Genomic DNA, 23,913 nt, shown 5'->3' with positions numbered 1-23,913 from the left:
CCACGGGTGCGGCCGGTGGGATTCGAACCCACACGGGATTTCTCCCACTGCGATCTAAACGCAGCTCGGCTGCCAGTTACGACACGGCCGCTCAACCCGGTCATGGTGCTCGACCGGCGGCGTTCAGTGTACGGCGAGGGCGAGTCATCCGGCGAGACGTGGTCTCCCTTTGCGGCGGCACCACGTTTCCGTCGCCGCATGACAGTTGGGGCACAGGTACCGCAGGTTTTCTTGGCGGTTGTCGTGCCAGTCTCCGTTGACGTGGTCGATCTGCAAGGTGATCCGGCGTCCCTGCCACTCTCCGGTGTTGCCGCATCCCACGCACGCATACGGAACCCCCCTCTCGGCGAGGGCTCGGTGCAGCTGGGTCCTGTTGGTCCGCCCGGCCTGGTCGGGTAGGACGACCAGGACGCGGTGAGCGGTCGGTGCGGGTGCGGGGCGCTCCGGCTGTGCCCAGCTGCGGCGCTTGAAGTGGCTAGTGTCGAGACCGAGGCGCGGCCGCGCGCCGGACGCGCCGGTGATTGGTGTCGTCCACGTCGAGGCCGAGACCACGCATCACGTCGGCGTAACTCGTCGAGTGCCGCACGCTGTCGCGGAGCCTGTCCTCCGGTATCGGCACCCGCCGGTGGGAGAAGTGCCCGATGTCGATGCGCCGCGCGCACAGCATGCGGCTCAGCGTCGCCCGTGAGCGGCTGTCGTCGGGTACGCCAAGCGCGCGGGCCACGCCGCGCACGCTGTCCGAGACAGCCGCTGCCGCGCTCAATTCCTCGGTGGTGAACGGCAGATCAGGATCGGGACGGTCGATGCCGGGGAAGTGGCTGACGTCGATGCCTGCCGCGATGATGCGGCGCCGGATGTGGGACAGCGTCCCGGTGGCCGGGGCGGCGCCGAGCTTCAGCGCCACTTCGCGGAGTGAGGACGAGGAAGCAGCGGCCTCGGCGATGGTGCTGTCCGGGTACTTGCGCCATGGGCTTCGCTTGACGAAGTGGCTTGTGTCGAGCCCGTGACCGGCGACTCTCTCCTGTAGGACACGCCGCTGTCCACCACTGGTTCTGAGACCGAGCCGACGCATGAGGTCCGTCCAGTTGCGAGCCTCGGAGACGGCCGGAGCGAGCCGTTCCTTACTGTAGGGATCTGTTGGATCCGGTGGGGCTCCGCCGTTCTGCGAGGTGGCCCCCACAGGGGGTTCCGGTGTGCTCGGAGCACTCATGTTCCCTCCCGTACCGGCCACGCGTTCGCGGCCTCGTACGGACTAACGACCCGCTAATCGGACAGTCACGTCCGAAATGCGGAACGGCCCGCACCGCTTACCGCGCGGTGCGGGCCGTCGGGGGGCGTCGAGAGGGGCTAGATCCCCAGATCCTTGATGATCTTCGCGACATGCCCCGTCGCCTTGACGTTGTACAGCGCGCGCTCCACCTTGCCCTCCTCGTCCACGATCACTGTGGAGCGGATGACGCCGGTGACCGTCTTGCCGTACAGCTTCTTCTCGCCGTACGCCCCGTACGCCTCCAGGACCTCCTTCGACGGGTCGCCGACAAGGGTGACCTTGAGGGACTCCTTCTCGCGGAACTTCGCGAGCTTCTCCGGCTTGTCGGGGGAGACGCCGATCACGTCGTAGCCCGCGGTGGCCAGGAGGGACAGGTTGTCCGTGAAGTCGCAGGCCTGCTTGGTGCAGCCGGGGGTGAGGGCCGCCGGGTAGAAGTACACGATGACCTTGCGGCCCTTGTGGTCCGCGAGCGAGACCTCGTTGCCGTCCGCGTCGGGCAGGGTGAAGGCGGGGGCGGTGTCGCCGGGGACGAGTCGCTCGCTCATGGGATCTTCCTCCGGAAGGGGCGGGGGTGTGGCCTACTCCAGCAGAGCCTAATGGGGGCCTGTGACAGTGCATCGGCGGCAGAGCTGACAGACTGTCGATGACGGGACACCCCGTACAACACCCCGTACCCCAGCAAACGACGGAGGCGGCGCAGTGTCGGAAGCCAGGACCCCTGCGCAGATCGAGGCGGACATCAGGAGCCGCCGCGAGCAGCTCGCGGTGACGCTCGACGAGATCGGCGTGCGGCTGCACCCGTCGACGATCGCGGGCGACGCGAAGGCGAAGGTCGCCTCGGCCGTGGACCGCACCGCGGGCCGGGCCTTCGTCGCGGTGAACCGGACCGTCTCGGACGTGAAGGCCCAGTTCGTGGGCGAGGACGGCGCGCCCCGCGTCGAGCGCATCGTGCCGGTCGCGCTCCTCGCCGTCGGCCTCGTCGGGCTGCTCGCCATGTCGTCGGCCCGGAAGCGGCGGGACTGACGCCGCAGACCGACCCGGCCCTTCGGCATACGCCGGGGGCCGGGGCAGGTAGGTTCGGTGCGTGAGCGAGAACACCCACGACAAGCTGCCCATCCGGATGCTCCACGACCGCGTGCTGGTCCGGTCCGACACACCCGAGGGCGAACGGCGCTCCGGCGGCGGCATCCTCATTCCGGCGACCGCGGCCGTCGGCAAGCGGTTGGCCTGGGCCGAGGTGGTCGCGGTCGGGCAGAACGTCCGGACCGTGGAGCCGGGCGACCGGGTGCTGTACGACCCCGAGGACCGCGCCGAGGTCGAGGTGCGGGGCATCGCCTACGTACTGATGCGGGAGCGTGATCTGCACGCGGTCGCCTCGGAGCGGGTTTCCGAGGACTCGACCGGGTTGTATCTCTGACCCGCTCCACAGCGACAGATCAAGGGCTGGTGATCGCTGTCACCAGCCCTTTTCGCTGCCCTTTCGCTGCCCTTTGCTATCTTTGAAGCACCCCGACGAGACGCGTCGTACCGGGTTACGACAAGACGACGCACCCCGCGCGTGCGGACGTACGCGCGCGTCACGTCTCTCGGAGGTGCCTGTCATGGCCTGGGTTCTGCTGCTCGTCGCCGGTCTGCTCGAAGTCGGCTGGTCGATCGGGATGAAGTACACCGACGGATTCACCCGGCTGTGGCCCAGCCTCTTCACCGGTGTCGGGATCGTCGCCTCGATGATGCTGCTCTCGCAGGCCGCGAAGACCCTGCCCATCGGTACGGCCTACGGCGTCTGGGTGGGCATCGGTGCGGCCGGTGCGGCGGTGCTCGGCATGGTGGTGCTGGGTGAGCCCGCGACCGCCGCCCGGATCTTCTTCGTCTGTCTGCTGCTGGTGGCCGTGGTCGGCCTCAAGGCCACCTCCGGCCACTAGCGGCGGACCGGGGCTACCCGCGCGGCTGGCGGCGTGGGCGGTTGGCGCCGCCGGCCGTCGTTCCCGTCGTCGTGCCGGCCGTGGTGGCGCCGCCCTCCGTGCCCGCCGTGGTCCCGCCGTTGGTGGTGCCGCCGTCCGTGGTTCCTCCGGTGGTGCCGCCGTCGGTGGTGCCGCCCGTGGTGGTGCCGCCGTTGGTCGGGCCTCCGGTGGTGCCGCCGTTCGTGGTGCCGCCGTTGGTCGTGGCGCCGGTGGTGCCCCCGGTCGTGCCGCCCGTCGTCCCGCCCGTGGTCGTGCCGCCGTTGGTGGTGCCGCCCTGGGTCTGGCCCTGCGTCTGCCCCTGGGTCTGCCCTTGCGTCTGGCCCTGGTCCTGGCCCTCGGTCTGGCCCGGCGGGTTCGGGTTGTTCGGGTTGGGGGCCTGCGTCTCGACCGGCGGCGGCACGGACGCGCCCTCCTGGAGCTGGAGGTCGAAGTCCTGCGGCTCGGTGCCCTTGAGGGCGCCCGCCGTGTACTGCGCCCACACCCGCGCGGGCGGCCCGCCGCCGTTCATCCGGTCCAGCCCCAGCGCCCCGTACAGCGGCTTCTGGGCGCCCGTGTCGGGGTCCTGGCCCATCACGGCGACCACGGTGGCCAGATCGGGCGTGTAGCCCGCGAACCAGGCCGCCTTGTCGTCCTCGGCGGTGCCGGTCTTGCCCGCCGCCGCACGGCCGGAGGCCTGCGCGGCCGTACCGGTGCCGCCCTCCACCACGCTCTGCAGGATCGAGGTGGTGGTGTCGGCGGCCTCGCGGCTGACGGCCTGCTTGTCGTCCTGCGAGGGCAGGTCCACCTTCTCGCCGTCCTTGGTGACGGACTCGACCATCGTGTACGTGCCGTGCTTGCCGTGGTTGGCGAGCGTCGCGTACGCCTCGGTCATGTCCAGCACGGAGGCGGTGGCGGTGCCGAGCGCGATGGACGGCCCGTTGGGCATGTCGGGGGTGCTGGAGGGGATGCCGAGGTCGACGGCGGTCTGACGGACGGTCTTGGGGCCGACGTCGACGGCCATCTGCGCGTACACCGCGTTCACCGAGAGGTCGGTGGCGGACCGGACGGTGATCGGCCCGTACGACTTGTCGTCCTCGTTCGCGGGGTTGTACGGGGTGCCCGACCAGCCCTGTACGAAGCGCTTGTTGGTGCCGTCGTAGATCGTGTTCGGGGTGATGGTGCGCCCGTCCTGCGTCTTGGAGCCGTTCTCGACGGCCGAGGTGAAGACGAAGGGCTTGAACGTCGAGCCGACCTGGTAGTCGCGCCGGGTCGCGTTGTTGACGTACTGCTTGGTGTAGTCGATGCCGCCGTACATCGCGAGCACCTTGCCGCTGTCCGGGTCGATGGAGGCGCCGCCGACGCGGACGTTGCGGTCCACCTTGCGGTCGCCGCTGACCTGCGACATCACCTTGTCGTCGACGGCGGCGACGAACGCGTCCTGCTTGGCCTTCTGGAGCGTGGTGGTGATCCGGTAGCCACCTTTGGCCAGGGTGTTCTCGTCGATGACCTTGTTGCTGGTCAGATAGTCCTTGACGGCTTCGACTACGTAGCCGCGCTGTCCGGCCATCCCGGCGGCGGGCCGCACCTTGCCCGGCATGGGGAAGGTGGTGGCGGCCCGCTCGGCGGGGGTCATCCACTTCTTCTTGACCATGCCGTCGAGCACGTAGTTCCAGCGCGCCACGGCCTTGGCCTTGTTCTCCGGGTGCGCCACCACGTCGTACGCGCTGGGGGCGTTGAGCAGTGAGGCCAGATAGGCGCCCTCGGCGGTGGTGACCTTCTCGATGTCCTTGCCGTAGTAGGCCTGGGCGGCGGCCTGGATGCCGTAGGCGTTGCGGCCGAAGTAGCTGGTGTTGAGGTAGCCCTCCAGGATGTCCGCCTTGCTGACCTCGCGGTTCAGCTTGATCGCGATGAAGAACTCCTTCACCTTGCGGCTGATGGTCTGCTCCTGGCCCAGGTAGTAGTTCTTCACGTACTGCTGGGTGATGGTGGAGCCGGACTGCTTGCCCTTGCCGGTGAGGGTGTTCCAGGCGGCGCGGACCATCGCCTTGGGGTCGACCGCCCGTTCGGAGTAGAAGTCGCGGTCCTCGGCGGCGAGGACGGTGTGCTGGACGGTGAGCGGGATCTGGGCGAGCCGGACGTTCTCGCGGTTGATCTCGCCGTCCCGGGCGAGCTGGCTGCCGTCGGCGTACAGGAAGACGTTGGACTGGGCGGTCGCGGTGGCGTTGGCGGGCGGGATGTGGACGAGCGTGTAGCCGGCGATGAAGCCGCCGATGAGCAGCAGGGCGACGGCGAGGACGGTGCCGAGGACCATCCGCCAGGTGGGGACGAGGCGCCGCCAGCCGGTCCGCTTGGGCCGCTTCTTCTTGCCCTTGCCGGTGCCGTTCTCCTCGCCCTGGCCCGGTGCGCCGTCGCCGGGTGCGGCGGGGGCGTCGGGGCCGGTGGCGCTGAGGTCCCGAGGGGCCCAGCCCTGTTGAGGGGGCCGGGGTGGCTGCTCGTCGTCGCTCATGTCTCTCTCGCCACTGGGCTGTATCGGGTGATTCGCGTTGTACGCCCATATTGCACGCCCGGCCGGGGAAAAGCCGTCGCGGTGGACCGCCGGGCGGTACTAGGGTCGTGCGCTTTGGCGCGCAGGGGTGCGGGCCCTTCATACACGGACCGGACGGGGAGGTGGTGTGATGCGGCTGTACGCGATCGTTGCCGCAGGTGGGTTCCGGCGCCATACGACGTACCGGATCGCCACGGCGGCAGGGGTGTTCACCAACACCGTCTTCGGCGCGATCATGGCGTACACCTATATGGCCCTGTGGAGTGTCCGGCCGGGTTTGGGCGGCTACGACCAGTCCCAGGCGCTGACCTATGTGTGGCTGGGACAGGCCCTGATCATGACGGTCGCCATGATGGGCGGTGGCTTCGAGGACGAGCTCGTCGAACGCATCCGTACGGGTGACATCGCGATCGACCTGTACCGTCCCGCCGACCTCCAACTGTGGTGGCTGGCGGGCGACGTGGGCCGGGCCGCCTTCCATCTGCTCGGGCGCGGGGTGGTGCCGCTGGCGTTCGGCGCGCTCGCCTTCGACCTGGCGCTGCCCGCCGACCCGCGCACCTGGCTGGCGTTCCTGCTCGCGGTCTTCCTCGGCGTCCTGGTCAGCTTCTCGATCCGCTATCTGGTGGCGCTCTCCGCGTTCTGGCTGCTCGACGGGGCGGGTATGGCGCAGATGGCGTGGCTCGGCGGGGTCTTCTTCTCCGGGATGCTGCTGCCGCTCAACGTCTTCCCGGGCGCCCTGGGCGAGGTGGCGCGGGCGCTGCCCTGGTCGTCGCTGCTCCAGATCCCGGCCGACGTCCTGCTCGGCCGCCACACGGGCTGGGGCCTGGTGGGGGCGTACGGCTTCCAGCTCGGCTGGGCCGCGCTGCTGCTCGGCACCGGGCGCCTGCTCCAGGCGGCGGCGACGCGACGGGTGGTGGTGCAGGGTGGCTGAGACGGTGGCCGAGGTGACGGTTCGGCACAGGGACGCGCCCGTCGGGCGACTGCGCGGCGCCGCCGAGGGCGTCCGCGCGTACCGCCTGATCGCCGGCATGTGGATCCGCTCCACGCTGGCCTATCGGGCGTCCTTCCTGATGACGGCGCTCGGCAACTTCCTGGCGACCGGGCTCGACTTCGTGGCGATCCTGCTGATGTTCTCGCACATCGACGCGCTGGGCGGCTACACGCTGCCCGAAGTGGCGTTCCTGTACGGCGCGTCGGGCGCCGCGTTCGGGCTCGCGGACCTGGTGATGGGGTCGATGGACCGGCTCGGGCGCCGGGTGCGCGACGGCACGCTCGACACGCTGCTCGTGCGCCCGGTGCCGGTGCTCGCCCAGGTCGCGGCGGACCGGTTCGCGCTGCGCCGCCTCGGCCGGATCACCCAGGGGCTGCTCGTCCTCGGCTACGCGCTGCTGACACTGGACGTCCACTGGACGCCGCTGCGGGCGCTGATGATCCCGCTGATGCTGCTGAGCGGCGGTGCGATCTTCGCGGCGGTGTTCGTGGCGGGCGGGGCGTTCCAGTTCGTCGCGCAGGACGCCTCCGAGGTGCAGAACTCCTTCACGTACGGGGGAAATCAGATGCTCCAGTACCCGCCGACGGTCTTCGCCAAGGACATGGTGCGCGGGGTGACCTTCGTGGTCCCGCTGGCCTTCGTGAACTGGCTGCCCGCGATGTACGTCCTCGACCGGCCGTACCCGCTGGACCTGCCGCAATGGGTGGCGTTCACGCCCCCGCTGGTGGCGGCGGGCTGCTGCGCGCTGGCGGGGGCCGCGTGGCGGGCGGGCCTGCGGGCGTACCGGAGCACGGGAAGCTGAGGGAGTGAGGCATGACTGACGTGATCCAACTCGACGGAGTCGAGAAGGTCTTCGAGGTGCGCCGCAAGAACGGGCGGCGGCTGCGGCGCGAGCGCAAGCAGGTCAGGGCGGTCGACGGGATCACCTTCTCGGTGCCGCGCGGCGAGATGGTCGGCTACATCGGCCCCAACGGCGCCGGAAAGTCCACCACCATCAAGATGCTGACCGGCATCCTGACCCCCAGCGGCGGCCAGGTGCGCGTGGCGGGCCTCGACCCCTCCCGCGAGCGCACCCGCCTGGCCCGCCGCATCGGCGTGGTCTTCGGCCAGCGCACCACCCTCTGGTGGGACCTGCCGCTGTACGACTCGTACCGCCTGGCCCACCGCATGTACCGCATCCCCGACGACCGCTTCCGCGCGAACCTGGACCGGTGCGTCGAACTCCTCGACCTGGGTGAGCTGTTGGACGTGCCCGTACGCCAGCTGTCGCTGGGCCAGCGGATGCGGGGCGACATCGCGGCGGCCCTGCTGCACGACCCGGAGGTGCTGTACCTGGACGAGCCGACGATCGGCCTGGACGTGGTGAGCAAGGCGAAAGTACGCACCTTCCTGCGGGACTTGAACAAGGAGCGCGGCACTACGGTCCTCCTGACGACCCACGACCTGACCGACATCGAGCAGCTCTGCGAGCGCGTGATGGTGATCGACCACGGCCGTCTGGTGTATGACGGCGCGCTGGCCGGGCTGCACGAGGTCGGGGGCAGCGAGCGCACCCTGGTGGTCGACCTGGAGCGCGAGCTGGCGCCGATCGAGCTCGCGGACGCGCGCGTGGTGAAGGTCGAGGGGCCGCGGCAGTGGCTGGCGTTCCCGGCGTCGGCGTCGGCGGCACCGCTGGTGGCGAAGATCGCGGAGAGGTATCCGCTGGTCGACCTTTCGGTGCGGGAGCCGGACATCGAGTCGGTGATCGCCCGGATGTACGCCGACCGGGGCCTTCATTAGGCTGGCGGTATGACGAGTGAACCTTCGGGGGAGTCGGGGGCGGGTCTCCCCGAGATGCGGGCATCGGACGCGGAACGCGAGCGGGTGGCGGAGGCGCTGCGCGAGGCGGTGGCCGAGGGGCGGCTCGACATGGAGGAGTTCGAGGAGCGCCTGGAGAAGGCGTACAAGGCGCGCACGCACGGGGAGTTGGCGCCGCTGGTACGGGACCTGCCGACGCCGGGGGCGCGTTCTTTGGCACCTTCACCTTCCCCGGAGGCCTCCGGGGTTGTCGACTGGCCGTCGAGGATCGGCGGCGAGGCGACCTCGCGGGGCGCCTTCGCGTTCTGGGGAGGGTTCGGCCGCAAAGGCACGTGGACGATCGGCCGGAAGTTCACCGCGTTCGCGATGTGGGGCGGCGGCGACATCGACCTGCGCGAGGCCCGCTTCGAGTCCGCCGAGACGGTGATCCGCTGCTTCACGATCATGGGCGGTATGGGGGTGACGGTCCCGCCCGAGCTGACGGTGCGGGTTCGGGGCTTCGGTCTGATGGGCGGCTTCGGCGACAAGGCGACGGGCGAGGGCACACCGGGCTCGCCGCGGGTGACGGTGACGGGATTCGCCCTGATGGGCGGCATCGGCGTGGAGCGCAAGCAGCGGAAGGCGGCGAAGCGGGGGCTGGGCGGGACGCCCCGCAAGGAACTGGGCTGAGGGCCCGCGACGGGTTCACCCTTCCCGCGGGAACTCGACGTGCGCGCCGGGAGTCCCTCATGTAGGGACAATTGCGTACGGGGTGGTGCGTGCGCGTGGACGGGCGGAGCGAATGGAACGTACTGATGCGGCCGGGGCGGCGGAGCCCGCGCACCTGCCCCCGTTCTCGTACACGGCGGCGGACGAGGAGAAGCGCCGCGGCGTGCGCCGTATGAAGACAATGGCGACCGGCCTGCTGCTCTTCGTGGCGCTGGTCTTCGCCCTAGCGACCTGGGCGGACCGCTCGGGCGCGGGCTCCTGGGCGGCGTACGTCGCGGCGGCGGCCGAGGCGGGGATGGTGGGCGCACTGGCGGACTGGTTCGCGGTGACGGCCCTGTTCCGCCACCCGCTGGGCGTCCCGATCCCGCACACGGCGATCATCCCGAACAAGAAGGACCAGCTGGGCGAGTCGCTTGGCTCGTTCGTGGGGGAGAACTTCCTGTCGCCGGAGGTGGTCCGGACACGACTGGGCGCGCTGGGGATAGGCGCCCGCATGGGCACCTGGCTGGCGGAGCCGGCCCACGCGGACAGGGTGACCTCGGAACTGGCCACGGCACTGCGCGGCGCGCTGACGGTCCTGCGGGACTCGGACGTCCAGGCGGTGGTCGGGGAGGCGATCACCCGCCGGGCGGACGCGGCGGAGATCGCCCCGGGCATCGGCAAGACCCTGGAGAAGGTGGTCGCGGACGGCGGCCACCGCCGGGTGGTGGACCTGGTGTGCGCGAGGGCGCACGACTGGCTGGTGCTGCACGGGGACTCGGTGATGGAGGCGGTGCAGGGGGGTGCCCCCGGCTGGACCCCGCGCTTCGTGGACAAGAAGGTAGGCGAACGGGTCTACAAGGAGCTGCTCCGCTTCGTCACGGAGATGCGCGACATGCCGTCGCATCCGGCGCGGGGCGCCTTGGACCGCTTCCTGGCGGACTTCGCGGCGGACCTCCAGTCGGACACGGAGACGCGGGCGAAGGTGGAACGCCTGAAGTCCGATGTCCTGTCCCGCCCGGAGGTCCAGGACGTCATCGCGTCCGCCTGGTCATCGGTCCGCGCGATGATCATCGCGGCGGCGGAGGACGAGCGCAGCGAGCTGCGCCTGCGAGCGAGGGCGTCCCTCCTGTCCCTGGGCGCCCGCCTCTCGACGGACACCCGCCTCCAGTCGAAGGTGGACGGCTGGGTCCAGGACGCGGCGGCGTACGTGGTCTCCACGTACCGCAAGGAGATCACGTCCCTGATCACCGACACGGTCCGCTCCTGGGACGCGGACGACACGTCGAAGAAGATCGAGGCCCACATCGGCCGCGACCTCCAGTTCATCCGGATCAACGGGACGGTGGTGGGGGCGCTGGCGGGGTTGGTGATCTTTGCGGTGGCTCGGGGGGTTGGGGGGTAAGGGGGGGGGCGGTTTTGGGGTGGGGGTGCGGTGCGGGCGCTCCCGGGCGGGGGTGCGGGGCGGCCGGGTCGGCGTGTGGTGCGGGGCCTGGCGGCCGGGCCGGGCCGGTGTGTGGTGCGGGGCGGGGGCTCCCGGGCCGGGGTGCGGTGCGGGGCCTGCGGCCGGGCAGCGGAGTGTTGCCTAAGGGCGGGCGTCCGGCGGCTCCTCACGCTTCACTTCCCCTACTGGGCGCGTGACCGCAGTCCTGTCCCTGCTCTGCGTGGCCACGCACCCAGCGGGTTCCATCCTGCGGGGAGTCGCAGTGTGCGATGTTACGTACGTACGAGTCGCTCCCAGCGTTCAAACGGTTCCCGTTCTCGGCTAGGCATTTTTCCTGGTGACGGCCCAGGAGGCCACGGCAACCCCACCCGCCACAGCGAACACGGACGGCCAGGCGCCGACCTTCTTGGCGAGGGGGTGCGACCCGGCGAACGCGGCGACATAGGCCGCGGTGAGCCCGACGGCCGCCTTGGTCCCGGCCGCCTGCTTCCACTCCCGAGCGGCCACGGCCCCGGCAGCGGCCAACGCCACCCCACCGAGCGGCCGCTTCTTGGTCCACCGGGCGGTCGCATACCCACCCACGAGCCCACCCGCGGCTATAGCTGCTGCCGAAACCTTGGCCATGTCGTGCCTCCTGCGCGTCTGTGGAGTGTCCGGTCCGAGGCTAATGGGCGCGGTCAGGCGGCGGGCATCCGGTCTGCCCGGAGGGCGGTGACGAAGGCATCCCAGCTGGGGGCGGAGAACTGGAGGCGGGGGCCGGTGGGGTGCTTGGAGTCGCGGATGGTGGTTCCGAGGGGCAGGAAGGCCGCCTCGACGCACTCTCCTCCTGATCCGTTGCTGTAGCTGCTCTTGAACCATCCGTCGTCTGTGTCGGGACACGTTGTTGTGCTCATCGGGAGTGCACCTCCATCACGCGCCTGATCAAGTCCGTCGACCGTGCCGGGCTCGACGCGAGAGCCCGAAGGTTGTCGAAGGCCCTGGAGTACTGCTCTACATCATGCGACGTCTCCAGATAGGTGGCGTCGGTCAAACCGTCTCGATAGACGAGGTCGGGATCCTCTCGTTCGGGAAACCCGAGAATGGTGAACGCACCGGTTGCGGGATAGCTACCCGCGGAGAACGGCAGAACCTGGAGGGTTACGTTGTCCAACTCGCTGACAGCGAGCATCCGTTCCAGTTGCCCATACATCAGTTTGGGATCACCGATGACGTGGCGCAGCACGCTTTCGTGCACGATGAACCAGGCGTCCGGAGGCGATGCTCGGGTGAGAAGGGCCTGCCGTTCCATGCGGACTGCTACGGCCCGTTCGAGGTCTGCTGCGGGTAGCTGGTTCGACGCCCGATGCAACTCTGCGGTGTATTCCGGGGTTTGCATGAGGCCGGGGACGAACTCGCACTGGTACTGACGCAGACTCGAAGCCGCCTGTTCGAAGCCCACGTAACCGGTGAACCAGCGCGGCACTCCCGTGCCGTGTGCCTGCCACCATCCACGCACCTTGGAGTCCTTGGCCAGTGCCATGAGGAGGGTCCGCAGGTCGTCGCTCGTGTTGTAGAAGCGGCACAAGACGTCGACGTCGGATGGTTGGACGCGCCCGCTCCCCGTCTCCAGTCGGTTCACCTTGGAGCCGCTCCACGTCAGTGCTTCTCCGACTTGGTTGCAGGTCAGCCTGCTGTTCTCACGCAGCTTCTTGAGTTCGATCGCCAATCGACGCCGGCGAGCGGTCGGTGAATCGGCCACGTCAACTCCATCTGCGGTAGCGGACGTTCAGTCTCCGCGGTAGAGGGGTGCGCTGCCAATCGCTCGAACGTGGGAATCCCTGCGTGCAAATTGCACGAAGGGATGGCTGCCCTGCCATGCTCGCACCATCGAGCCAGGAGAGGTGGGGAAAGGCATGGATGTCGACCAGTGCATGCCGCGGAAGGCCTGGACTCTTCCGTTCTTAGCGGAGCCGGAGGAGGTGGCCGCTCTTCGTCGGATCATGAGGCTCCACCTGGGTATGTGGGGCCTGCCCGAGTTGGTCGATGCCGCCCAGCTTTGCGTGAGCGAGTTGGTGGCCAATGTGATCGTGCATGTCGGCGCCGGAACGCCCACGACGCTCGCCGTCTCGATGAACGACACCTTCTTGCGCATCGAGATCCACGACCCGGATACGCGCGCGTTGCCCACGCTGCTTGCGGTAGACGCCGCCTCCGAACAGGGCCGGGGGATGGCTATGTTGGACGCGATCACGGACCGCTGGGGTGTGATCTTGCGGGCGGACTCCAAGGTCACGTGGTGTGAGCTTTCCACGACCCTGGACGAGCTGGATGCCCACACCGGTCATCGAGGTCGTACGGCTCGTGCAGAGGTGCTCCTCCAGCTTTACGGAGCGTTTCCTCACCCGAGCAATCCGCTCAGTCTGCTGGCCGGTGAGGAAGCCGCGATCGAAGGGATCGGCGACTTCCTCCACTGGCTCCACGCCCACGGCTGCAACCCGGGCCTCGCGCTGACTCATGCCAAGAGGCAGTTCGAAGCTGACCTGTCTAGGTCATAAGGACTCGGTCACCCGGCAATGATGTGCGCATACGTCCACACATCGGCTGGCAGGTCGTTGTGCAGCCGCCAGGTTATGGCCATCGGCTTGCTTCCTCGGTGATTCACATAGGTCGCAGGACCCAAGAGCATCCAGGGCTGGGACTTGCCGATGTCGGTGTCCTTGTAGCGGCGCATGAAGAGCAGGACGTGGCTGCCCTGCTCGACGTGGCTGCGGTAGCGCCGTCCGGTCGGGGAGTCGGCCGATGTGGTGCTCTGGGACTCCCAGTGGAAGAGCGAGGGGCTCTGTGCGAAGTCCTTGTAGCGCACGGTCGGGGAGAAGTCCTTCTCGTTCTTCTCCAAGGTGATCAGCAGCGCGTCGGTCTTGAGTGCGTCCACCCACGTCACACCCTGTGCGAATGAACCGGGCATCTGGCCACCCAGCCGAGCCACACCGAGCGCGGCCAGGATCTCCGACCGGTTGTACGAGCTGTGGATCTTCAGCGGGAGCTCCCGGTGCGGCGATTCCATCGCCAGCGGGAGGTGATCCGTACGCTCATGGACGTGCGCCAGCACCTGGCGGAGCTCGCTTCGCAGCGCGTGCTGCTCGCGGAGCGAGTCGAGGCCCTCCTGGTAGCTGGAGAACCCGCCCGCCGTGTCCCACAGGTTGAAGAAGAGCATGCGGGCGTAACCCTGCTGCTTGGCGTCCAGATCGGCGTACGCAGGGGCGTCGTCCGCCAGCAGCCGCGTGTACGCCTCGACGCGCTCGCGGTCGTCGGCGTGCAGGAAGGCGTGGACACGCTTGAGAAGCTGCTCCTCGCCGGGCGGCGCCTCCTCCGGGATGAGCTTGGCGTAACGCAGAATGCGGGTCCAGGAGTTGGATCCCTTGTAGAGCTCCTTGATCTCCCGGCGGCTCTCGGTCAGGTAGTTGGAGAGGCCCAGCTCGGCGTACGCCTTCACCTCGGAGGCCAGTGTCCGTATGCCTGCCTTCAGCTGGGTGCGCACGTTGTCCAGGACGATGTCCTTGGCCACCCCCTCCAGGACGATCTGGCAGCCGGAAGGGAGCTGGGGGAAGCCGCGCTTCAGGTTGTCGACCAGTCGGTTGCGGGAGAGGTTCGTCAGAGCGCGGAACTGCTCCTCGAAGCGGAACTCGGCGCGGTGCTCACCGATGAAGTCGAGCACGGTCAGAACCGGCTTGTTCGGGGTGCGGCGCAGACCGCGCCCCAACTGCTGGAGGAAGATCGTGGCGCTGTTCGTGGGCCGCAGAAGCAGCAAGGTGTCGACATCGGGGATGTCGAGTCCTTCATTGAACAGGTCGACCGAGAAGATCACTTGGATTCTGCCGTCACGCAGGGCCTGCAGGGTTTCGGCGCGCTCCGCCGGGAACGAAGCGCTATCGAGGGCGTGGGCCTTGATGCCTGCTTCATTGAAGCGTTTGGCCATGAAGTGGGCATGATCCTTCGTCACGCAGAATCCGAGCGCGCGCATCGAACCCGGTCGGGAGATCTTCTGTTGGATGGCTTTCACGATCAGTCGCACTCGGGCGTCGTTGCCGGTGTAGACACTGCCGAGCTCGCCGATGTCGTACGAGCCCTTCTGCCAGGTCAGTGCCTTCAGATCGGTACCGTCGGGGATGCCGAAATAGTGGAACGGGCACAGCAGGTCGTTGTCCAGCGCCTCCCACAGGCGCATTTCGGCGGCGATGCGGCCGTCGAAGAACTCGTCCTGGACGTTGAATCCGTCCATCCGCTCCGGGGTGGCCGTCAGGCCCAGGAGCTCTGGCGCGCGGTCCTCGTCCTCGGGCTGGAAGTGGGAGATCACCTGCCGGTAGGTGTTCGCCGTGGCGTGGTGGAACTCGTCGATGACGATGACGTCGAAGTGGTCCGCAGCCAGCAGTGCCAAGCGCTGTTCGGTGAGTGATTGCACGCTGGCGAAGACGTGCTTCCAGGTGCGCGGCTCTTCTCCGTTGTAGAGGAACTCCCCGAACGAGGCATCGTCCAGGACCTCGCGATAGGTGCGCCGCGCTTGTTTGAGGATTTCCTTGCGGTGTGCCACGAAGAGGAGTCGCAGATCCTTGCCCCGACTCTGGAGCAGATCCCGGTAGTCCAGCGCGGCCATCACGGTCTTGCCGGTGCCGGTCGCCGCCACCAGCAGATTGCGGCGACGGCCGTGGACCTCACGCTCGACGTTGAGACGCTCCAGCATGTCGCGCTGGTGCGGAAAAGCACGGACTTCGAGCCCCGAAAGGCTGATCTTCGACTCTTCCGAGGTGCGGGTGCCACCGGCGAGCCCGAGGGCTTCGTCCAAGCGCTCAGCGTGGGTGTCCGGGTCGTAGTGCTCGAACGCGTTGTCACTCCAGTACGCGTCGAAGGTCGACTCGAACTTGTCGAGAACGGTTGGCGTAGCCACGGAGGAGAGCCTGACATTCCACTCCAGGCCGTCGAGGAGCGCAGCTCGGGAGAGGTTGGAGCTGCCGACGTACGCGGTGTCGAATCCCGTGTTGCGCCGGAACAGCCATGCCTTGGCGTGCAGTCGCGTGGAGCGGATCTCGTAGTTGACGCGGACTTCCGCGCCGAACTCCCGCACCAGCCGGTCGAGGGCGTTGCGGTCGGTGGCGCCCATGTACGTGGTGGTGATGACCCGGATGGGGACGCCCCGCTCCTTCGCGGCCCGCAGCGAGTCTTCCAGTACGCGAAGGCCGTACCACTTCACGAAGGCGCAGAGCAGGTCGATGCGGTCGGCGGTGGCCAGCTCCGCCCGCAGCTCGCTGCCCAGGCTGGGGTCGTCAGGGGCATTGGTGATCAGAGCTGCTTCGGAGAGCGGAGTGAGTGGCCGCATCGCGTACACCCCCGGCGCTTCCTGCTCGGCGAGAGCCAGCAGCTGCCGGGGGCCGTCGGCGATGAGGTCCGTGGAATCGCCGCTCGTCGAGGATGCTTCCGGGTCCTCGGCGAACGCCGCCACGATGCGATTGGCCGCCGCCACTTGCTTGTCCTGCGGAAGCTGACGCAGCTGGCGCTGCACGGCCGCGGCGACGTGCCGGGCGAGCACATGGGGCGAGGACTCCGGGCTTACCTCGGCCTCGACCACCTTCCACCCGCTGGCGCCCAGGCGGTCGATCCGGTCCTGTACCTGCTGCGTGATCAGTTCCTCGTACACGCCGGTGATCGGTTGAGTGAAATCCCCCGAATCCGCCACGGCTTCTCCCTGGGTCGCTGGGTTTTTGATTCCGTTGCGACTCAGTTCTAACAAGGGCCACTGACAACGCAGACGGCGACCGTCACATTGCCCCGTGGCACTCCGAATAAGCCACCCCCGACCCACACCAACAAGCCTCCCCCCGCCGAGGCGGCCAAGCCACCGCGCGGCCCCGGGCCGCGAGCGTCGTCGCGTACTGGGGGAGGAGGTCCGCGTTCGATGGGGACGAGGATTCTGAGGCGGCGAAGGCCTCGTAGGACGGGACTGTGCCTGTGACGATGCCTAGGTTGGCCGTGCCTGTCGCTGAGAGTTCGCGTAGGGACGCCTCGATGTCCAGGAGGTGGGCCGCGTGGGTGGGGTATTCCGTGGACAAGGACGGGTAGGCCGTGAGGAGTTCGTCCAGTTCGGGGGCCGGCCAGTGCAGGACCGCCACCGGGAACGGGCGGGAGAGGGCCGCCCGGTACGTGCCCAACTCCGTGCGCAGGCGGGCCAGTTCCGCCTTCAGTTCCGCCGGGTCGTCCGAGCCCAGGGACCACAGGCGCTTGGGGTCGTGGAGTTCGTCCAGGGTGATCTCGGCGCGGTGGAGGCGGTCCGCGAGTTCGTCCCAGGAGTCATGGTCCAGGGCCAGCAGGCGGCGTACGCGGTGGCGGGCCGTGAGCAAGGACTGGGTGGGGTACGGGATGTCCGCCGTCGGGTCGTCGGCGGGGAGCAGGAGCGTGAGCGCCGTCGTCAGGGTCGCGTGCGCCGCGTCCAGCTCGTCGTGCGTCTCCAGCGTCTCCGCGACGATCTCCCACGGGGCCGGGTCCCGGGGCGCCGAGCCGCGGATGCCCTCGATGATCGCCCGCGCCTCCGCCTCGTGACCGTACTCCCAGAGGTTCGCCGCCTTGAAGGCCTTGATCAGGGCCGGGTGCTCGGGCTCGGGCTCGGCGGCGAGGAGGCGGTCGTAGAGCGCCGTGGCTCGCTCGCGGTCGCCGGCCAGCTCCAGGTGGGCCGCCGCCTGGAGGAGGAGCGGCTCGTGGTCCTCGGGGTACTGGGCCGCGGTGCGCAGCAGACGCTCGGCTTCGGCGGTGTGATCGGTGTGATCGGCAGGCGTGTCGGGGCGCATGAGGGACACCGTACTGCTGTGCGGGGCCCAAGCGGAGGGGTGTTCCGGCCCTGGTGAGTTGACGGGGGAGCCCTTATGGTGCGCGCGTGCGGATACCGGTGGTGGTGCAGGGGCGCTCCCGGGGGCGGACCGTTTTGACGCGCGCCCTGCGGTCGCTGAGGGGAGTGCGTACGTCCTTCGCGCGCCCTGTGCGGGGAGTGCGGAAGCCTCCGTCCCGCGAGCCCGTACGGCTTCGTCCCCTCGGCCGCACCCTCTGGACCGGCGCCGAAGCCGTCGTCACCCTCGGGCTCGTCCTCCTCCTGCTCGTCGCCCACCAGCTGTGGTGGACCAACCGCGAGGCCCGGCACGAGGCCCGGCAGACCGTACGCTCTCTGGAGCGGGAGTGGGTAGGTCAGGGAAGTCCGGTGGAGCCGCGGAGCCCTGAACCCGCTCCCGTGGGGGCCGTCTCGCCCGCCACCCCGTCGGCCCCCGTCGAAGCGCCCACCCTCGCCCGCAAGACGCCCGTCGTCCCCGACCGCGCCTACGCCGTCCTCCGCCTCCCCTCCCTCGGCGTCACCGCCCCCATCGCCGAGGGCATCAGCAAGCGCGGCGTCCTCGACAAGGGGTACGTGGGGCACTACGCCGGGACCGCGCAGCCCGGGCAGGCCGGGAACTTCGCGCTCGCAGGGCATCGCAACACCCATGGCGAGCCCTTCCGTTACGTCAACCGGCTGCGGCCCGGCGACAAGCTCGTCGTCGAGACGCGGGACGCCGTTTTCACCTATCTGGTGGACAGGACGCTGCCGCAGACCTCCGCCCAGGACAGTGCGGTGATCGCACCCGTACCGCGCAGTGACGTCCGTACGAAGTACGGATACGAGGAGCGCGGCTACTACATCACGCTCACCACCTGCACCCCGGAGTTCACGTCGCGGTACCGGCTCGTCGTGTGGGGGAAGCTCGCCTCGATGCGGCCCCGGTGAGCCGTGCGGTCCCGCCGGCCCACGGCCGTACGACGCGGTCGCAGCAGCAGCTCGCTCGCCGCCGCCGGCACCGCCAAGGTCACGCCCGCCGACGAACCGATGCGGCGGACCGGCCGCTGACCTGCCACCGGCCGACCGTTGGCCGACTTATCCACAGGCTGCCCGATTGTCCGAGCGGTCGTGTATAACGGCAGGAGAACAAGGAGTTGGCACACCTGCTCGGGCGACATGTGCTCGGGTGGATGGTCAGGGAGACGGACGAGGGGGGAAGCATGACCGGCAGCCGCATGGCATCGGTGCGCTGTTCCTTCGGCCTGCTCCTCTTCCTTCTCGCCGAGCTGCTCCTCATCGAGGGCGGCATCCTCTCCGGCGCCGTCGCCCTGGCCGCCACGGCCGCGACCGCCTCCGCCCTCGCCGTCTGCGCGCTGCTCGCCTCGCGTGCGGTGCCCAAGGTGCCGCGTGCGCACATACGGACCGCGATACGGGACCGTGAGCGGCGCACCGCCTTCCTGCCGCAGTGCGATCCCGACGCGTCTGGGCGGCCCAGGCCCCGAGCCCCCGGCCGCCTCGCCATGACGGCCACGGCCGCGTAGGGCTGCACCACCTCCCTTTTCGCCCTCCGCCGGGCCGTCACACCGCTCTGTCCCGCGCGCGTACGCACGTATGCCTATGCCATGCCCTGCGCCCTGAAGCGCAGCTCTGCGGCGCGCGCCCCCAGACGCTCAGACGTGACTCCGGAGGCTTTCCATGTCCGTATTCGCCGTATTCGCCAGCCTGGTCGAGCGCCTCGCCGACCTGGTCCAGCCGCTCTTCCACGGCTCCGCGGCCGCCGCCGCGATCGTGCTGTTCACGATGCTCGTACGGCTCGCCGTGCACCCCCTGTCCCGGCAGGCGGCCCGGGGTCAGCAGGCCCGCGCCAAGCTCCAGCCGCAGCTGGCCGAGCTGCGCAAGAAGCACCGCAAGGACCCCGAGCGGCTGCGCAAGGCGGTCGCGGAGCTGCACGCCGCCGAGAAGGTGTCGCCGTTCTCCGGGTGCCTGCCGAGCCTGCTCCAGCTGCCCGCGTTCTTCCTCCTCTACCAGCTGTTCTCGGACTCCGGCTTCGGCGGCGGCCACACCACGCTGCTCGACCACACCCTGCTCTCCGCCCCGCTGCGCGGCCGCTGGGCGGACGCGCTCGGCCACGGCGGGCTCATAGGCGGCCAGGGCCTGGTCTATGTGGGCCTGTTCCTCTTCGTCGCCGGGATCGCGACCTTCAACTACCGACGTACGAAGCGGCAGCTCGCGACCCAGCCGCTGGTCCCGGCCGACCAGCAGGAGGGGGTGCCGGGTCTGGACGCGATGACGAAGTTCATGCCGCTGATGTCGTTCGGCACGCTGATCACGGTGGCGGTGATGCCGCTGGCGGCCGCGCTGTACGTGGTGACGAGCACGACGTGGTCGGCGCTGGAGCGGGCGTACCTGTACCGGGAGGCGGCTGCGGCCCCCGTGGCTACTGCCGCGGTGGGGGTCCCCCCTGCTCTTTAAGAGCTTGGGGGAGGTCCAGTGTGTGAACGGGGTCTTGCGGAGTGGACGCCGACCTTGGAGGATCGAACGATCCTTCCGATGGCCGCCACCCATCGGCCGGGCCAGGCTCGACCTAGGGAGACAGACCATGAAGCTGCTGCGCGTAGGCACGGCAGGCAACGAGCGCCCCGCGCTGCTCGCCGCCGACGGGACCCTGCGGGACCTGTCCGGGCTCGTGGCGGACATCGACGGTGACCTGCTCGCCGACGAGTTCGCCCTGGACCGGATACGGGCCGCGGCCGACACCGGTGTGCTGCCCGCGCTCGACGCGGCCGGGCAGCGCGTCGGCCCGCCGGTCGCCCGGATCGGCAAGGTCGTGTGCATCGGGCTGAACTACCACGACCACGCCGCCGAGACGGGGGCGGCGATCCCGGCCGAGCCGGTCGTCTTCTTCAAGGCGGCGGACACGGTCGTCGGCCCGAACGACACGGTCCTGGTGCCCCGCCGGTCGGTGAAGACCGACTGGGAGGTCGAGCTCGCGATCGTCATCGGCCGCACGGCCCGCTATGTGGCCGACGACGAGGACCCGCTGGCGTACGTCGCGGGGTACGCGGTGTCGCACGACGTGTCCGAGCGGGAGTTCCAGATCGAGCGCGGCGGCACCTGGGACAAGGGCAAGAACTGCGAGACGTTCAACCCGCTGGGCCCCTGGCTGGTCACCCGCGACGAGGTCCCGGACCCGCAGGCGCTGTCGCTCCGCCTGTGGGTGAACGGCGAACTGAAGCAGAACGGCTCCACGGCGGCCCAGATCTTCCCGGTCGCGGAGGTCGTCCGCTACGTGAGCCAGTTCATGACCCTGTACCCCGGCGACATCATCAACACGGGCACCCCGGCGGGCGTGGCGATGGGCCAGCCGGAGCCGAAGCCGTATCTGCGGGCGGGGGACGTGGTGGAGCTGGAGATCGAGGGGCTGGGCCGACAGCGCCAGGAGCTCAAGGACGCGTAGGCGCCGCCGGGCCGGGGATGCGGGTGCGCGGATCGCGCTCTCCCGTGCCCCGCACCCGGGGTCCGGGCTGCCCCCGCCCCCGCCGCCGGGTCGGGGTCCGGGCTGCCCCACCCCGACCACCGGGCCCCAGGGTCCCGGCCGCCCCGCCCCCGTACACCCCTCTAACCCACCCGCCCCATGAACCCCCGCAGAGCCTCCACCACCAACGCATGGTCCTCCACCTGCGGCAGGCCCGAGACCGTGACCGTGCCGATGACGCCCGCGCCCGTCACCCGTAGGGGGAACGAGCCGCCGTGGGCCGCGTAGGTGTCGGGGTTCAGGCGGGAGGAGGCCTCGAACGTCGTGTTCTTGGCTCGGAAGCGGGCGCCTACCAGGTAGGAGGCGGCCGCGTAGCGTTCGGTGACGCGGCGTTTGCGGTCGACCCAGGCGTCGTTGTCCGGGGTCGAGCCCGGCAGGGCGCAGCGGAACAGCTGCTGGGCGCCTCGGTGGATGTCGATCGTGACCGGGGCCCGGCGGGCCAGAGCCAGTTCCCGCAGGAGGGAGCCGAGTGCCCAGGCGTCCTCGTACGTGAAGCGCGGCAGCTCCAGTTCGGCCTCCTGGGCCTCCAGTTCGGCCACCGTGAAGGACGGGGTCGTCACAGCGCCACCTCCACCGTCACGCCTTCGCGCGCGGACCTGCGCGCCGCCTCCAGGACGTCGAGGGCGGCCGCGGCCTCGTGCGCGGTGACCGGCGGTTCGCCGCCCTCGCGCAGGGCGGCGGCGATCGCCGAGTAGTACGCGGGGTAGTCGCCCGGCAGCGTCGGCACGGGACCGCCGCCGCCCGTCAGCGGGGACTCGCCGGAGCCGAGGCGGCCCCACATCCCCTCCGGCTCCAGGCCCCACGGCTCGCCGTTGCCCGGCCGCCGGCCCTCCCGCAGGGCGGACTCCTGCGGGTCGAGGCCGTACTTGACGTACCCCGCGGCGGAGCCGAGGACCCGGAAGCGGGGGCCCAGTTGGGCCGTCGTCGCGCTCACGTACAGGTGCGAGCGCACGCCGCCCGCGTGGGTGATCGCGATGAAGGTGTCGTCGTCGGCCTGGGCGCCCGGACGGCGTACGTCGGCCTCCGCGTACACCCGAAGCGCCGGGCCGAACAGGACCAGGGCCTGGTCGACGAGGTGGCTGCCCAGGTCGTACAGCAGGCCGCCGATCTCCGCCGGGTCGCCCGACTCGCGCCAGCCGCCCTTGGGCTGCGGGCGCCAGCGCTCGAAGCGGGACTCGAAGCGCTGGATCTCGCCAAGTTCGCCGGACGCCAGCAGCGAGCGCAGGGTCAGGAAGTCGTTGTCCCAGCGGCGGTTCTGGAAGACCGAGAGCAGCAGGCCGCGCTCCTCGGCGAGGGCGGCGAGGCCGCGCGCCTCGGCGGCCGTGCCCGCGAGCGGCTTGTCGACGACGACCGGGATCCCGGCCTTGAGTGCCTCGGTGGCGATCGGCACGTGCGTCTTGTTCGGCGAGGCGATCACGACGAGGTCGAGACCGGCGTCGTGGAGCTCGTCGGGGGAGGCGGCGAACCGCAGCCCGTCGCCGTGCTCGGCGCGGGCCTGCTCCCGGCGCTCGGGGCTGGACGTGACGACCGTGTCGAGGGCCAGCCCCTCGGTCGCGGCGATCAGCGGGGCGTGGAAGACGGATCCCGCCAGGCCGTAGCCCACGAGTCCGACGCGCAGGTCCGGTCCGGCGCGGAAGTCAGTGTCCGTACGAGCATTCATGCCACCCACTTAAGCAACGCTGTTGCCAAAGTGCAAGCGCAGGAGACAATGGGAGGGTGAACAGGAGTAACTCGGGAGCCAACCTGCCGGCCCTGCGCAGCCACAACGCCGCGCTGGTGCTCGATCTGCTGCGTACGGCCGGGGACGCCGGGATCAGCAGACTGGAGCTCGCCGAGCGCACCGGGCTCACCCCGCAGGCCGTCAGCAAGATCACCGCGCGGCTGCGGGCGGAGGGCACGGCGACCGAGGCGGGCCGCCGCGCCTCCACCGGCGGCAAGCCGCGCACGGTGCTCAAGCTGGTGCCGTCCGCCGGGCACGCCATAGGACTGCACCTCGACCGCGACGAGCTCACCGCGGTCCTGGTCGACCTGGCGGGCACGCTGGTGGGCGTGCGCACCGTGCCGCTCGACCTCGGCGCGGGCCACGACACGGTGGTGGGGACCGCGGCCGAGCAGGCCGAGTCGCTGATCGGGGGGCGCCCGATACTCGGCGTGGGCGTGGCCAGCCCCGGCCCGCTCGACCACCACACCGGAGTCCTCCACCGGATCACCGGCTTCCCGCAGTGGAACGGCTTCCCGCTGCGCGACGCGCTCGCCGCGCGCCTGGGCCTGCCGGTCGTCCTGGACAAGGACACCAATGCCGCCGCCCTGGGCCTGGCCCTGCGCGGCCCGGCGGACTCCTTCGCCTACCTCCACCTCGGTACGGGCCTGGGCGCGGGCCTCGTCCTCGGCGGCACCCTGCTGCGCGGCTCGCGCACCGGCGCGGGCGAGTTCGGCCACCAGACGATCCTGCTCGGCGGCCCCGCCTGCGGCTGCGGCGCGCGCGGCTGCATCGAGGCGCTGTGCCTGATGTCGGTGGCCCGCGGCGACATCGCGGCCGCCGCCCGCTTCCTGGGCGTCGGCGCCGCGAACCTCGTCGGCCTGCTGGACATCGACCGCGTCCTGCTCGGCGGCCGTACGGTCATGGGCGCGCAGGACGGTTTCGTACGGGGAGTGCGCGCGGTCCTGGAGGAGCGGGCCCGCCGGGGCGGGGACGCGCGGGCGGTCCCGGTGGCGGTGGCGCCGGGCGGGCCGCACGCGGTGGCGGAGGGGGCGGCCCGGCTGATCCTGGGCCCGGTGTTCGGGCACGGGGACGGGGGCGGCACCCGGCTGCAGGCTCCCGTCCGCTCGTCCGACCTTCCGATATTGGGCTGATCGGGCGGACTTCCGGGGCCGGTGC

24 protein-coding genes, 1 tRNA gene and 1 riboswitch are annotated in these 23,913 nt (G+C 70.2%); of the genes, 14 read left to right on the top strand and 11 right to left on the bottom strand.

The window, feature by feature from the left end; genetic code table 11:
- Positions 1-7 precede the first annotated feature (7 nt).
- The 3 genes from IE252_RS25495 to bcp all read right to left on the bottom strand — a co-directional run bounded on the left by IE252_RS25495 (position 8) and on the right by bcp (position 1,815).
- Positions 8-91: transfer RNA gene (locus IE252_RS25495), tRNA-Leu, on the bottom strand.
- 384 nt (positions 92-475) lie between these two features.
- Positions 476-904, bottom strand: a complete 429-nt coding sequence (locus IE252_RS43415; protein ID WP_229848786.1) for a hypothetical protein — start codon at positions 902-904, stop codon at positions 476-478.
- Between the two features lie 443 nt (positions 905-1,347).
- Positions 1,348-1,815 carry a thioredoxin-dependent thiol peroxidase gene (gene bcp, locus IE252_RS25485; protein WP_190091807.1) on the bottom strand — a complete coding sequence of 156 codons (468 nt, stop codon included), beginning with the start codon at positions 1,813-1,815 and terminating at the stop codon, positions 1,348-1,350.
- Positions 1,816-1,969: 154 nt separating this feature from the next.
- On the opposite strand from bcp, the gene IE252_RS25480 reads away from it, so the two are divergent.
- The 3 genes from IE252_RS25480 to IE252_RS25470 all read left to right on the top strand — a co-directional run bounded on the left by IE252_RS25480 (position 1,970) and on the right by IE252_RS25470 (position 3,192).
- Positions 1,970-2,293, top strand: a complete 324-nt coding sequence (locus IE252_RS25480) for a DUF3618 domain-containing protein (protein ID WP_190091806.1) — start codon at positions 1,970-1,972, stop codon at positions 2,291-2,293.
- A gap of 61 nt (positions 2,294-2,354) precedes the next feature.
- Positions 2,355-2,687: a GroES family chaperonin gene (locus tag IE252_RS25475; RefSeq protein ID WP_067159470.1), complete on the top strand. Its 333-nt coding sequence runs from the start codon at positions 2,355-2,357 to the stop codon at positions 2,685-2,687.
- Positions 2,688-2,757: 70 nt separating this feature from the next.
- Positions 2,758-2,822, top strand: a riboswitch (guanidine-III (ykkC-III) riboswitch).
- Between the two features lie 49 nt (positions 2,823-2,871).
- Positions 2,872-3,192 (top strand): DMT family transporter, encoded by a 321-nt coding sequence (locus IE252_RS25470; RefSeq protein WP_190091805.1) that lies wholly within the window; start codon positions 2,872-2,874, stop codon positions 3,190-3,192.
- Between the two features lie 13 nt (positions 3,193-3,205).
- On the opposite strand, the gene IE252_RS25465 is transcribed toward IE252_RS25470, so the two are convergent.
- Positions 3,206-5,716 carry a transglycosylase domain-containing protein gene (locus IE252_RS25465; protein WP_190091804.1) on the bottom strand — a complete coding sequence of 837 codons (2,511 nt, stop codon included), beginning with the start codon at positions 5,714-5,716 and terminating at the stop codon, positions 3,206-3,208.
- A gap of 169 nt (positions 5,717-5,885) precedes the next feature.
- Here IE252_RS25465 and IE252_RS25460 point away from each other — a divergent pair, with 169 nt between their 5' ends.
- The 5 genes from IE252_RS25460 to IE252_RS25440 all read left to right on the top strand — a co-directional run bounded on the left by IE252_RS25460 (position 5,886) and on the right by IE252_RS25440 (position 10,635).
- The gene (locus IE252_RS25460) at positions 5,886-6,686 is read left to right on the top strand and encodes an ABC transporter permease (RefSeq protein WP_190091803.1); all 801 of its coding nucleotides are present in this window, start codon (positions 5,886-5,888) and stop codon (positions 6,684-6,686) included.
- 13 nt (positions 6,687-6,699) lie between these two features.
- Complete coding sequence (locus IE252_RS25455) at positions 6,700-7,548, top strand: ABC transporter permease (protein WP_373298616.1); 849 nt, start codon at positions 6,700-6,702, stop codon at positions 7,546-7,548.
- Between the two features lie 11 nt (positions 7,549-7,559).
- A complete protein-coding gene (locus IE252_RS25450) occupies positions 7,560-8,525 on the top strand; it encodes an ABC transporter ATP-binding protein (protein ID WP_190091802.1) in 966 nt (321 codons plus the stop codon).
- A gap of 54 nt (positions 8,526-8,579) precedes the next feature.
- Complete coding sequence (locus tag IE252_RS25445) at positions 8,580-9,212, top strand: DUF1707 SHOCT-like domain-containing protein (RefSeq protein WP_190091910.1); 633 nt, start codon at positions 8,580-8,582, stop codon at positions 9,210-9,212.
- A gap of 112 nt (positions 9,213-9,324) precedes the next feature.
- Positions 9,325-10,635 (top strand): DUF445 domain-containing protein, encoded by a 1,311-nt coding sequence (locus IE252_RS25440; RefSeq protein ID WP_190091801.1) that lies wholly within the window; start codon positions 9,325-9,327, stop codon positions 10,633-10,635.
- Between the two features lie 360 nt (positions 10,636-10,995).
- Here IE252_RS25440 and IE252_RS25435 read toward each other — a convergent pair whose 3' ends face one another.
- From IE252_RS25435 to IE252_RS25425, 3 genes are read right to left on the bottom strand one after another with little or no spacing between them, the layout of a single operon-like run.
- Positions 10,996-11,298, bottom strand: a complete 303-nt coding sequence (locus IE252_RS25435) for a hypothetical protein (protein ID WP_190091800.1) — start codon at positions 11,296-11,298, stop codon at positions 10,996-10,998.
- A gap of 53 nt (positions 11,299-11,351) precedes the next feature.
- Positions 11,352-11,567 (bottom strand): DUF397 domain-containing protein, encoded by a 216-nt coding sequence (locus IE252_RS25430; protein ID WP_190091799.1) that lies wholly within the window; start codon positions 11,565-11,567, stop codon positions 11,352-11,354.
- A complete protein-coding gene (locus IE252_RS25425) occupies positions 11,564-12,412 on the bottom strand; it encodes a helix-turn-helix domain-containing protein (RefSeq protein ID WP_190091798.1) in 849 nt (282 codons plus the stop codon). The genes IE252_RS25430 and IE252_RS25425 overlap by 4 nt, the downstream gene beginning before the upstream one ends.
- A 154-nt stretch (positions 12,413-12,566) precedes the next feature.
- Here IE252_RS25425 and IE252_RS25420 point away from each other — a divergent pair, with 154 nt between their 5' ends.
- Positions 12,567-13,208 carry an ATP-binding protein gene (locus IE252_RS25420; RefSeq protein ID WP_190091797.1) on the top strand — a complete coding sequence of 214 codons (642 nt, stop codon included), beginning with the start codon at positions 12,567-12,569 and terminating at the stop codon, positions 13,206-13,208.
- Between the two features lie 8 nt (positions 13,209-13,216).
- Here IE252_RS25420 and IE252_RS25415 read toward each other — a convergent pair whose 3' ends face one another.
- Both IE252_RS25415 and IE252_RS25410 read right to left on the bottom strand, forming a co-directional pair.
- The gene (locus IE252_RS25415; RefSeq protein WP_190091796.1) at positions 13,217-16,381 is read right to left on the bottom strand and encodes a DEAD/DEAH box helicase; all 3,165 of its coding nucleotides are present in this window, start codon (positions 16,379-16,381) and stop codon (positions 13,217-13,219) included.
- Between the two features lie 82 nt (positions 16,382-16,463).
- Positions 16,464-17,486, bottom strand: coding sequence for an SEC-C domain-containing protein (locus IE252_RS25410; RefSeq protein WP_190091795.1), 1,023 nt, complete (start codon positions 17,484-17,486; stop codon positions 16,464-16,466).
- Between the two features lie 197 nt (positions 17,487-17,683).
- Here IE252_RS25410 and IE252_RS25405 point away from each other — a divergent pair, with 197 nt between their 5' ends.
- From IE252_RS25405 to IE252_RS25390, 4 genes are all read left to right on the top strand, one after another.
- Positions 17,684-18,448: a class E sortase gene (locus IE252_RS25405; RefSeq protein ID WP_190091794.1), complete on the top strand. Its 765-nt coding sequence runs from the start codon at positions 17,684-17,686 to the stop codon at positions 18,446-18,448.
- A gap of 272 nt (positions 18,449-18,720) precedes the next feature.
- Positions 18,721-19,041: a DUF6412 domain-containing protein gene (locus tag IE252_RS25400; protein ID WP_190091793.1), complete on the top strand. Its 321-nt coding sequence runs from the start codon at positions 18,721-18,723 to the stop codon at positions 19,039-19,041.
- A 154-nt stretch (positions 19,042-19,195) separates the two neighbouring features.
- Positions 19,196-19,972, top strand: a complete 777-nt coding sequence (locus tag IE252_RS25395; RefSeq protein ID WP_190091792.1) for a YidC/Oxa1 family membrane protein insertase — start codon at positions 19,196-19,198, stop codon at positions 19,970-19,972.
- Positions 19,973-20,099: 127 nt separating this feature from the next.
- Positions 20,100-20,957, top strand: coding sequence for a fumarylacetoacetate hydrolase family protein (locus IE252_RS25390; RefSeq protein ID WP_190091791.1), 858 nt, complete (start codon positions 20,100-20,102; stop codon positions 20,955-20,957).
- A gap of 161 nt (positions 20,958-21,118) precedes the next feature.
- Here IE252_RS25390 and IE252_RS25385 read toward each other — a convergent pair whose 3' ends face one another.
- Both IE252_RS25385 and IE252_RS25380 read right to left on the bottom strand, forming a co-directional pair.
- A complete protein-coding gene (locus IE252_RS25385) occupies positions 21,119-21,595 on the bottom strand; it encodes a heme-degrading domain-containing protein (protein WP_190091790.1) in 477 nt (158 codons plus the stop codon).
- Positions 21,592-22,695 carry a Gfo/Idh/MocA family oxidoreductase gene (locus IE252_RS25380; protein WP_190091789.1) on the bottom strand — a complete coding sequence of 368 codons (1,104 nt, stop codon included), beginning with the start codon at positions 22,693-22,695 and terminating at the stop codon, positions 21,592-21,594. The genes IE252_RS25385 and IE252_RS25380 overlap by 4 nt, the downstream gene beginning before the upstream one ends.
- Positions 22,696-22,751: 56 nt before the next feature.
- On the opposite strand from IE252_RS25380, the gene IE252_RS25375 reads away from it, so the two are divergent.
- Positions 22,752-23,888, top strand: coding sequence for an ROK family transcriptional regulator (locus IE252_RS25375; protein ID WP_190091788.1), 1,137 nt, complete (start codon positions 22,752-22,754; stop codon positions 23,886-23,888).
- Positions 23,889-23,913 lie beyond the last annotated feature (25 nt).

Source organism: Streptomyces melanogenes (assembly GCF_014649795.1).
GTDB classification, from domain to species: Bacteria; Actinomycetota; Actinomycetes; order Streptomycetales; family Streptomycetaceae; genus Streptomyces; species Streptomyces noboritoensis.
The sequence above is the reverse complement of the archived record's forward strand: the minus strand, read 5'-3'. Positions and strand labels throughout refer to the sequence as shown.